Source organism: uncultured Novosphingobium sp. (assembly GCF_964277725.1).
Lineage (GTDB): Bacteria > Pseudomonadota > Alphaproteobacteria > Sphingomonadales > Sphingomonadaceae > Novosphingobium > Novosphingobium fluoreni.
On sequence record NZ_CAXYKL010000115.1, the window covers coordinates 1 to 8,221 of the forward strand.

9 protein-coding genes are annotated in these 8,221 nt (G+C 65.3%); 2 read left to right on the forward strand and 7 right to left on the reverse strand.

The window, feature by feature from the left end:
• Window positions 1-23: 23 nt before the first annotated feature.
• The 3 genes from ACHWRX_RS06840 to sucC all read right to left on the reverse strand — a co-directional run bounded on the left by ACHWRX_RS06840 (window position 24) and on the right by sucC (window position 3,228).
• Complete coding sequence (locus tag ACHWRX_RS06840) at window positions 24-953, reverse strand: electron transfer flavoprotein subunit alpha/FixB family protein (protein ID WP_394658631.1); 930 nt, start codon at window positions 951-953, stop codon at window positions 24-26.
• Between the two features lie 101 nt (window positions 954-1,054).
• Complete coding sequence (locus ACHWRX_RS06845; protein ID WP_183615763.1) at window positions 1,055-1,804, reverse strand: electron transfer flavoprotein subunit beta/FixA family protein; 750 nt, start codon at window positions 1,802-1,804, stop codon at window positions 1,055-1,057.
• 224 nt (window positions 1,805-2,028) lie between these two features.
• Window positions 2,029-3,228 carry an ADP-forming succinate--CoA ligase subunit beta gene (gene sucC / locus ACHWRX_RS06850; protein ID WP_058735544.1) on the reverse strand — a complete coding sequence of 400 codons (1,200 nt, stop codon included), beginning with the start codon at window positions 3,226-3,228 and terminating at the stop codon, window positions 2,029-2,031.
• A 158-nt stretch (window positions 3,229-3,386) separates the two neighbouring features.
• Here sucC and ACHWRX_RS06855 point away from each other — a divergent pair, with 158 nt between their 5' ends.
• Complete coding sequence (locus ACHWRX_RS06855) at window positions 3,387-4,178, forward strand: 3'(2'),5'-bisphosphate nucleotidase CysQ (RefSeq protein WP_058735543.1); 792 nt, start codon at window positions 3,387-3,389, stop codon at window positions 4,176-4,178.
• A 640-nt stretch (window positions 4,179-4,818) separates the two neighbouring features.
• On the opposite strand, the gene ACHWRX_RS06860 is transcribed toward ACHWRX_RS06855, so the two are convergent.
• On the reverse strand, window positions 4,819-5,493 hold the full coding sequence (locus ACHWRX_RS06860; RefSeq protein WP_058735542.1) for an OmpA family protein: 675 nt from the start codon (window positions 5,491-5,493) through the stop codon (window positions 4,819-4,821).
• 178 nt (window positions 5,494-5,671) lie between these two features.
• On the opposite strand from ACHWRX_RS06860, the gene ACHWRX_RS06865 reads away from it, so the two are divergent.
• On the forward strand, window positions 5,672-7,003 hold the full coding sequence (locus ACHWRX_RS06865) for a hemolysin family protein (RefSeq protein WP_394658632.1): 1,332 nt from the start codon (window positions 5,672-5,674) through the stop codon (window positions 7,001-7,003).
• A gap of 169 nt (window positions 7,004-7,172) precedes the next feature.
• Here ACHWRX_RS06865 and ACHWRX_RS06870 read toward each other — a convergent pair whose 3' ends face one another.
• From ACHWRX_RS06870 to ACHWRX_RS06880, 3 genes are all read right to left on the reverse strand, one after another.
• Window positions 7,173-7,586, reverse strand: coding sequence for a DUF3035 domain-containing protein (locus tag ACHWRX_RS06870; protein ID WP_183615765.1), 414 nt, complete (start codon window positions 7,584-7,586; stop codon window positions 7,173-7,175).
• Entirely contained in the window at window positions 7,586-8,125 is a 540-nt protein-coding gene (gene lspA, locus ACHWRX_RS06875; protein ID WP_183615931.1) for a signal peptidase II, read from the reverse strand. Before lspA ends, ACHWRX_RS06870 begins: the two co-directional genes overlap by 1 nt.
• A gap of 2 nt (window positions 8,126-8,127) precedes the next feature.
• Window positions 8,128-8,221: zinc finger domain-containing protein (locus ACHWRX_RS06880; RefSeq protein WP_394658633.1), on the reverse strand; the 94-nt coding region annotated here is incomplete at its 5' end.

Below are 8,221 nucleotides of genomic sequence, written 5' to 3' on the forward strand. Positions count from 1 at the left end.
GTGATACGGTTGTGATCTGCGGATCAGAGCTTGCTTGTCAGCTCCGGAACGATCGTGAACAGATCGCCCACCAGGCCGATGTCTGCCACTTGGAAGATCGGTGCGTCCTCGTCCTTGTTGATGGCGATGATGGTCTTGGAATCCTTCATGCCGGCCAAGTGCTGGATCGCGCCGGAGATGCCCACGGCGATGTAGATTTCGGGAGCGACGATCTTGCCGGTCTGGCCGACCTGATAATCGTTGGGGGCAAAGCCCGCGTCCACGGCGGCGCGGCTGGCGCCGACGGCGGCTTTCAGCTTGTCGGCCAGCGGGAAGATGGTTGCCTGGAAGGTGTCCGCATCCTTGAGGGCGCGGCCGCCAGAGACGATGATCTTGGCGCTGGTCAGTTCAGGGCGCTCGTTCTTGGCAAGTTCGGCGCCCACGAAGCTGGACAGGCCAGCATCGCCGGTGCCCGAGATCGCCTCGACCGCGGCCGAACCACCGGTGCTGGCGGCCTTTTCGAACGCGGTGCCGCGCACGGTGATCACCAGCTTGGCGTCGCTGCTTTCCACCGTGGCGATGGCGTTGCCGGCATAGATCGGGCGCGTGAAGGTCTTTTCACCCTCGACCGAGAGGATGTCGGAGATCTGCATCACGTCCAGCAGCGCGGCGACGCGCGGGGCGATGTTCTTGCCGTTGGTGGTGGCGGGTGCGAGGAACGCGTCGTGATCCCCCATCAGCTGGGCGATCAGCGGCGCGACGTTCTCTGCCAGGTTGTTGGCATAGGCCGCGTCGTCCGCCAGGTGAACCTTGGCGACGCCCGCGATCTGCGCGGCGGCATCCGCGGCGGCTTGCGCGCGCTGGCCAACGACCAGCAGGTGGACTTCACCCAGCTTGGCGGCGGCGGTTACGGTGGAAAGCGTGGCGTCCTTGACGGAGGCGTTGTCGTGCTCGACCCAGACTAGCGTCTTCATTGTCTTGTCCTTTCAGCCCTCACCGTTCGGACTTTCGCGTGGCCCGGCCCTGGTCTGCGAGGGCCCGATCCGAACGGGAGGAGATATCAGAGGAACCGGCCTTAGTTGGCGATGCCCATGTCCTTGAGCTTGGCGACCAGCGTGTCGACGTCGGGCACCTTGATGCCGGCGCTGCGCACCGCAGGCTCCGTGACCTTGAGGGTCTTGAGGCGCGGGGCGGTGTCGACGCCGTAATCGGCGGCGCTCTTGGTATCGAGCGGCTTCTTCTTCGCCTTCATGATGTTGGGCAGCGAAGCGTAGCGCGGCTCGTTCAGGCGCAAGTCGGTGGTGACGATCGCGGGCAGCGAGAGCTTCACCGTCTCCAAGCCGCCATCGACCTCGCGCGTGACAGAAACCGAATCGCCCTCGATCTCGACCTTGCTGGCGAAAGTGCCCTGCGGACGGCCGAGCAGCGCGGCGAGCATCTGGCCGGTCTGGTTCGAATCGTCATCGATCGCCTGCTTGCCCAGGATCACCAGGCCGGGGTTCTCCGCCTCGACGATGCCCTTGAGGATCTTGGCGACGGCCAACGGCTCAACCTCGGTTTCGCTTTCCACCAGGATCGCGCGATCGGCGCCCATGGCGAGCGCGGTGCGCAGCGTTTCCTGCGCCTTGGCCGGACCGACCGAAACCGCGATGATTTCCTCGGCCTTGCCCGCTTCCTTCAGGCGGATGGCTTCTTCGACGGCGATCTCGTCGAAGGGGTTCATGCTCATCTTGACGTTCGACAGGTCGACACCGGTGCCGTCCGCCTTGACGCGCGGCTTGACGTTATAATCGATCACCCGCTTCACGGGGACGAGGATCTTCATGTGGTTCGGTCCTCTTTCTGCGGCGGCGCGGCATCGCAAGAGCCACGCGGATAAACGGTTTTGTGCCGCCGCCATTGCGCTCCTTGTGCGCTGCGTCAAGCCCTGCAAAAGGGCGGGAGGGCCGCATCGGCACCTCCGGCCACACCCCAAAAAGCGCGCAAAAAGAAAGGGGGCCGCCGTTTCCGGCGCACCCCCATTCCGTCACTTCGCATTCGTGATGTTGATCAGGCGACCGCCTTGACCTCCGCCACGATCTTCTTCGCTGCATCGCCCAGGTCGTTCGCGGGCACGATCGCCAGGCCGGAATTGGCCAGGATCTGCTTGCCCTGCTCGACGTTGGTGCCTTCGAGGCGCACGACGAGGGGAACCTGCAGGTTCACTTCCTTGGCCGCCGCGACGATACCGTCGGCGATGATGTCGCACTTCATGATGCCGCCGAAGATGTTGACCAGGATGCCCTTCACATTGGGATCGCCCAGGATGATCTTGAACGCCGCGGTCACCTTTTCCTTGTTGGCGCCACCGCCCACGTCGAGGAAGTTGGCCGGGAAGCTGCCGTTCAGCTTGATGATGTCCATCGTCGCCATGGCCAGGCCCGCGCCGTTGACCATGCAGCCGATGTCACCATCCAGCTTGATGTAGGCCAGGTCGTACTTGCTGGCTTCCAGCTCGGCCGGGTCTTCCTCGGTTTCGTCGCGCAGGGCCATCACTTCGGGGTGACGATAGAGCGCGTTCGAATCGAAGCTCATCTTGGTGTCCAGCACCAGCAGGTTGCCGTCCTTGGTCTCGACCAGCGGATTGATCTCCACCATGTCGCAATCGAGGTCGAGGAACGCGGTGTACAGCTGCTTGGCCAGCGTCTGCGCCTGCTTGTTCAGCTCACCGGTAAGGTTGAGGCCGAACGCCACGGCACGGCCGTGGTGCGGCTGGAAGCCTTCTGCCGGATCGATCGTGATGGTATGGATCTTCTCGGGCGTGGAGTGGGCGACTTCCTCGATGTCCATACCGCCTTCGGTCGAGACGATCATGGCGACGCGGCCGGTCGACCGGTCGACCAGCATCGAGAGGTAGTATTCCTTCTCGATGTCGACGCCGTCAGTCACGTACAGGCGGTTCACCTGCTTGCCGGCATCGCCGGTCTGGATGGTGACCAGGGTGTTGCCCAGCATTTCCTTGGCGTTCGCCTCGACCTCTTCGATCGACTTGGAAAGGCGCACACCGCCCTTGGCATCCTGGCCCAGTTCCTTGAACTTGCCCTTGCCGCGACCACCTGCGTGAATCTGCGCCTTCACCACGTAGAGCGGCCCGGGCAGCTGCTTGGCGCCGGCGATCGCTTCTTCCACGGTCAGTGCGGCATGGCCGGCGGGGATCTTCACGCCGTACTTAGCGAGCAGTTCCTTGGCCTGGTATTCATGGATGTTCATCTGCGGTCGCTTTCTACATGGAGTTGCGAATGACAGGCGCGAGCAGGCCCGCGCGGGGAGGAATCCTTTTGCAGTGCCGCATAAGCACATCGGGGGCGCTTGAAAAGGGCCGTGGGGTGGTCGATTAAAGGTAGCGTGCCCGCTTTATCCTTATCTCGATGATTGATCGCGCTCGCCTGGAAGCCATCGTCCGCGAGGGTGGGCGCATCGCGCTCGATTCCTGGCCGGGTGACGGACACGCCTGTGAGGTGTGGGATAAGGCCGATACCAGCCCGGTTTCGGCGGCCGACATCGCGGTGGATACCTTCCTCAAGCGTGAATTGAAGGCACTGCTGCCCTCCGCCGGCTGGCTGTCGGAAGAGACGGCGGACAGCAGCGCCCGGATCGAGCGTTCGCTGACCTGGCTGGTCGATCCGATCGACGGCACGCGCGATTATGTGCGCGGCAGGCCGGGCTGGGCGATTTCGGTGGCGCTGGTCAGCGCATCGCGGCCGCTGCTCGCCTGCCTCTACGCCCCGGCCCGCCGGCGGGAGGAGGGCGGGGAGATCTGGCATGCCGAGGCGGGGCAGGGCGCGTGGCGCAATGGCGAACGGCTGCGCGCCAGCCACCGTCAGGCGCTGCCCGGCGCGCGGGTGCCCGCCAACGCGTTGATGAAGGAGGACGCCGACCTTACGCGAGTCGACCAGCCCAATTCGATCGCGCTGCGCATCGCCATGGTCGCGGCCGACGAGGCGGATCTCCTGGCGACGCTGCGCTGGGGGTACGAATGGGACATCGCCGCCGCCGGACTGATCGCGCGCGAGGCGGGCGCGGCCGTGACGGATGCGTTCGGCAAGCCGCTGAACTACAACAAGCGCGATCCCCGGGCCTTCGGCGTGCTCGTGACCTCCGCCGCCATCCACACCGCCGCCGTAGAGCGCCTGGCCGAGCGGGCGAAACGGCTGGCCTAGACCGAGACGGGCGTGGTTTTGTGAGGGGATGAGCGGCAGACGTGCGCTGTCGCCCGTAGGCGAGCGCGGGATAACGCCAAGGTTTGTTCAAGGCAGGCGTTGCGGCCGGCGCTGGCCTGGCGCGACAGGCTTGGCTCAGCATTCCATCGTGCGACCGGCGAGTGGGGGAACGCGAAAGCAGCACCACACGCTCGGCTTTCAACGTGCAAGACAACCGACGGGAAAAGCTCGCAAAAGCCCGCCGGCCCCATTTCCGGCGCGAGTGCCGGCGGGTTATAGTCTTGCATCGCGGTGCAGGGGCCCGTCTTGAGCACCGGCCGCTTGGTCCGGAACGTCTGACGCCAGCTACGCGCCTTCCGCACCCGCCATGTCGGTCCGTCTTGCGACTGATCCGACGGGTAGGGCGTATAACCTATATGGTTCTAAATGTCAAGATCGCCAGAGCCGCGATGGACTCGTCACACGCACTTTCGCGGAAAATAACGAGGTTTCCGGCTGCGATGCCGACGAGCGCAGAGTGCCGGATGCCAGAGGCCGCGCGACACCTTGGGAAGACGAAGCATAGGTATCGCCCGCACCCGGCCACGAAAAAGGGCGGCACTCGCGCGCCGCCCTTCTCCTTCAATTCTTCGTACGAAAATCAGCGAGCGCGCTGGACGTCGTCCTGCGAAACCGGGGTGATCTTCACTTCGACGCGGCGGTTCTTGGCGCGGCCTTCTGCCGTCGCGTTGTCGGCCACCGGATAGTTCTTGCCCATGCCCTGCGTCTGGATGCGGGCCGAGGAGACGCCGCGACCGATCAGGTAACGAGCCACCGCGTCAGCGCGGCGCTTGGACAAGTCCATGTTGTACTGCGCCGAGCCGGTCGAATCGGTGTGGCCATAAACGTCGATCAGGCTGTCCGGATATTGCACCATGCTCTGTGCCACGCGGTCCAGCGACGCCTGGAACGAGGGGCTGATCTCGGTCGAATCCACCGCGAAGGTCACGTCCGGCAGGTTGACCAGGATGCCGTCACCGCTGTCGGACACGTCGATGCCCGAACCGGCGGTCGATTCGCGCAGTTCGCGGATCTGCTTGTCCTTCTGGTAGCCGATCGCGCCGCCCGCGACGCCGCCGATGCCCGCACCGACGATGCGCGCGGTGCGCCCGCCGATCACGCTGCCCAGCAGATAGCCCAGGCCCGCACCGCCGACGCCGCCGATCGCGGTGCGCGAAACCTTGCGCTCACCGGTGTTGGGATCGGTGACACAGGCGGAAACCGTGACGAGGGAGAGGATTGCGGCAGCGGAAGTAAGCAAGCGGGAGGTCTTCATGGCAGGCCCTTTCTCTTTTCCGGCGTGCGCCCTGTTGCGTCAGTCCCATGCAAACGCCGTCTTGGAACGATAGGCGCGGAACGGATTGCCTTGCGTAAGGTTCCATACGCTGCGTGCAAAGGTGCACGTAGAAGTTGCGCTTCGCGTGTGCGGTATAGTCTGCTAGCTCTGGATCATTGTGACGCCGTTTCCCTGGACTGATCTCCTCATCATTGCCGCACTGATCCTGGTGAACGGCCTGTTTTCCATGTCGGAGCTGGCGATTGTCTCCGCCAAGCCCGCACGCCTGCGCATGGCGGCGGACAAGGGCAGCAAGGCCGCGCGCACCGCGATGGCCCTGGCGGAGGACCCCGGCCGCTTCCTGTCCACCGTGCAGATCGGCATCACGCTGATCGGCATCGTTGCGGGCGCCTACTCCGGCTCCAGCCTGGGCGGTCCGGTGGGAGAGCGGCTGACGGCGCTGGGCCTGCCGCCGCGCTACGCCGGTGAGGCGGGCTTCACCCTGGTGATCATCGCCACGACCTATGCCAGCGTGGTGGTGGGCGAACTGGTGCCCAAGCAACTGGCGTTGCGCACGGCGGAGCCGGTGGCGTTACTGATGGCGCTGCCGATGGCGCTGCTGGCGCGGATCATGGGGCCGTTCGTCTGGCTGCTCGACAATTCCTCCGCGCTGATCCTCAGGCTGCTCTCGGTGCGGCGCGGCGGTGAAGATCAGCTGACAGCGGAAGAGCTGCACATGATCTTCGCCGAAGCCACGCGTTCCGGCGTGATCGAGGAGGGAGAGCGGGCGATGATGGCGGGCGTGATGCGCCTGGCCGACCGCCCGATCCGCGAACTGATGACGCCCCGGCCCGAGATCCACTGGATCGACGCCGCCGCCACGCAGGAACAACTCCTCGCCCGGATCAAGGACACCCCGCACGCGCTGTTGCCGGTGGCGGAGGGTTCGCCCGACAACGTGGTGGGCGTGCTGCGCGTGCGCGAAGTGCTGGCCGCCATCGTCGAGGGCCGCCCGGCGGACATCACCGGCCTGATGCGCCGGCCCGAGGTGATCCCCGACCAGATCGACGCGATGGACGCGCTCAAGGTGCTGCAACGCGCCGAAGTGCCGATGGCGATGGTGCGGGACGAATATGGCCACCTGGAAGGCCTCGTCACCCCCAGCGACGTGCTGGCGGCTATCGCGGGCGATTTCGTCAGCCACCAGGACATCGGCGATCACCCGATGGTGGTGGAGCGCGAGGATGGCTCGATGCTGATCTCCGGCGCGATGCCGGCGGATACCCTGGCCGATCGGCTGGGCATCGACCTGCCCGAAGACCGCGAATTCGCGACGGCGGCGGGCTATGTGCTGGCCGTGCTCAAGCACGTGCCGCAAGAGGGCGAGCACTTCGTCGAGCAGAGCTGGCGCTTCGAGGTGGTCGACATGGACGGCCTTCGGATCGACAAGCTGCTGGTATCGAACGAGAATGCCGATGATGAAGGTGATGGCGTGACCGGGGACGAGTAGGTCCGGGTTGCAACCGACTTCCCAGTTCCCAGCCCAAATCCGTTCGTGTCGAGCGAAGTCGAGACACGCGAACACGGCGCTGACGTATCTCGACTTCGCTCGATACGAACGGGTCTGAGGTATCGTGCCTTAATCTCCCCTCCCGTTTGCAGGAGGGGGACTTGTCGGTTCAGGCCCCGACCGAGGCCTGGGCGTCGCGGCCGTCGCCTTCGGGCGCGGACAGGATCTGCTGGGTCACGCGGCCTTTGGCTACGGTGTGGGTCGCGGTGTCGCCCACGGTGGAGCGGATCGACGGGTCGGACTGGCCGGCCATGCTGAGCGCGTTGCTTTCCACGTCGCTGCGCTGCGCCGGGCCGCCGAACAGTGCGTCCAGCGTCTGGCCCTGAAGCGAATCGTCGGTGGGGCGGGGCACGCCCTGCTGCGGCGGCTTCAGCGCGAAGTCGGGCGGCACCACCAGCGGCGACTGGCGCTGCACCGCGAATTCGTCCGGACGGCCACGGTTGAACAGGCCGCCGCTGGAGCAGCCCGCCAGCATCGATGCGCCCAGGCCCACGAGAGCCAGCTTCGCCAGGTTCGACTTCATCAATTCAACTCTCCGGAAGCGGGTGTCGCCTCGTCAGCCTGCGGCTTTTCGCGCGAAAGCAGGGAGCGGGCAAGGATTATCAGGACGCCGATGGTGATCGCGGCATCGGCGAAATTGAAGATCAGAAAGGGGCGGAACTCACCGAAGTGCAAGTCCGCGTAGTCGACCACGAAACCGTGGTTCCAGCGATCGAGGATGTTGCCTGCCGCGCCGCCGAGCACCAACGCCAGTGGCGCGATATCGGCCAGCAGCCGCTCGCGCAGCATCCACACCGCCACGAACAGCGCGATCGCGCTGGTCATCAGCATCAGCAGGAAGCGCATTTCCACCGAGCCCGCGGTCAGCAGCCCCAGGGAGACGCCGTAGTTTTCGGTCCAGCGGAAATCGAAGAACGGCAGCACTTCCACCACGCGCACGTTGTAGAGGTTAAGGCCCCGGTCCACCCAGATCTTGATGCCCTGGTCGATCGCGAAGACCAGCAGCGCGATCAGGATGCCGATGCCCCGGCGACGCCAGGCCAGCTTGCTGTCCACGGTCATGCTCATGCCGATGCTTCCAGCGTGCTCACCACATCCTCGCAGCGGGCGCAGAGGGCGCCATCGTCCTGAACCTCAGGGAGATGACGCCAGCAACGG